General features: G+C 50.0%; 2 protein-coding genes. Both read left to right on the top strand.

Going from position 1 to position 1,845, the window contains the following annotated elements:
* Positions 1–473: DUF2382 domain-containing protein (locus tag RMO84_RS11070; protein ID WP_310488520.1), on the top strand; the 473-nt coding region annotated here is incomplete at its 5' end.
* A 179-nt stretch (positions 474–652) separates the two neighbouring features.
* On the top strand, positions 653–1,492 hold the full coding sequence (locus tag RMO84_RS11075; RefSeq protein ID WP_310488521.1) for a CAAD domain-containing protein: 840 nt from the start codon (positions 653–655) through the stop codon (positions 1,490–1,492).
* Positions 1,493–1,845 lie beyond the last annotated feature (353 nt).

The raw sequence follows: 1,845 nt of genomic DNA on the forward strand, positions 1-1,845 counted from the left end.
CCGCAACGGGCGCGGCTACCATGAATCGTGACAATTATAGTTACGATCGCGAACCCGATTTGTACGCAATGCACGACCAAAATGCCTCGACTCTCAAACTCTATGAAGAGCGGTTAGTTGCAGGTAAAACGCGTCAAAAAACTGGCGAAGCCGTAATTAGCAAACATGTCGAAACTGAGACAGCAAGCGCATCAGTAGCTGTCGATAAGGAGCGCGTCGTCATCGAACGGATGCCCGTCAGCGGTACTGGCACGATGCCGACCACCGGCACCGACGCTTTTAAAGAAGGCGAAGTCGCTCGGATCGACGTGTACGAAGAAGTACCAGAGTTTCATAAAGAAGCCTACGTCCGCGAAGAGGTCAAGGTTAGTAAAGTGGTAGACACCGAAAATGCCACCGTTCAAGAGCAACTACGGCGCGAAGAATTGGATGTCAATATCGACGGTAATCCAGTTATAGATAAAAACATTTAGAGCGATTCTCAGATCTGCTAACTTCTCAAAAAGTTGGGCAGATCGAGATTCCTAGTTGGAAATTATCTAGATTTAATCAACACTTACCGTTGCAATAAACGACGTTGCTAGTTAAGGATATATTTCCCTCCCCGCTCCTCGCACAAATAGCATCACCTTTGAATAAGTAACTAATTATCATGAGCATCGATATCACTACCGAAATCCACCGGATTGATGAGTACAACGAAACCCATCCAGACCATCCCAACTATCAAGCTCCAGAGCCAAAGTCGATGGACGCGGAGGCTGAGTATGACAATGCCTATGTCGAAAACTCCACAGTTGAGAACATGGAACCGATCGAAACGCTTGTCGCTCAAGAGCAGCAGGTCGATGCGCCTAGCGGTTCAGTAGCAGCACCGACAATGGATGATGCCATGAAATATGGCGAAAAACCACCTGGTGAAAAATCACCTGGCGAAGCAGCAGCAAGTCTCCACAGTGGAGATGATGCAGCGGATCCGATCGCCTTGGTAGAGCTGCCTGCTGGTGAAGATGATGCGATGGGTTATGACGAGCGTTCTAGCGTCAAAGCACCCAGCGAAGCAGCAGCATCGCTCCACAGTGACGAAGCAGTAATGGCTGTGGAAACTCCAGATCCCACGCCAGAGCCTTCCGTAAATCTCCCCGACGCGCAGTCGTTAATGGACTCCGCTCAGGATACTTGGCAATCGATTCAAACTAGCGATACTGCTGAGTATTACGATCGAGCCAAAGCCTATGTCGTCGATTTCTTCGCTAAAAATCGGCAACTTATTATTGCTTTAGGCGTATTTTTCCTCGGCATTATCAGTCTCAAACTGCTGTTTGCCGGATTGGGTGCGATCGATGATATCCCGTTAGTATCGCCACTGCTAAAAATTATCGGGCTGTTCTATACAGCACGGTTTGTCTGGCGGTATTTGATTCGCGAACAAGATCGCCAAGAACTAATGCAAGCGATCGATCGCACCAAAGCCGAAATCTTGGGTAGCTAGGATCTGATGTCTGAGAACTCAATTTTGTTAAGTTCAATCCCTAGAAGATTCCCCCTGTCTTGTCTCGCTAAACCGTCGGGGAACCCGACGAGCGCGAGCCGCTAGCCCCCTTAAAAAGGCTACCGCGTACCGACAAGTCTATTTGAGTTGATTCGCAGATCTAGATCCCCCCTAACCCCCCTTCAAAAGGGGGGAACCGGACTCTTAGTCCCCCGCCTGGTGCCTTTTCATGGTCGGGGAACCCGACCGAAAAGGCATCCGCTTTTGAAGGGGGATTTAGCGGATGCATACGCCTTCGGCGGGGCAAAGCCCTACGCGCTGTTGGCGAAGCCTTCCCGAAGGGAGCGGTTCCC

This window comes from Chamaesiphon sp. VAR_69_metabat_338 (genome assembly GCF_031423935.1).
Taxonomy (GTDB): domain Bacteria; phylum Cyanobacteriota; class Cyanobacteriia; order Cyanobacteriales; family Chamaesiphonaceae; genus Chamaesiphon.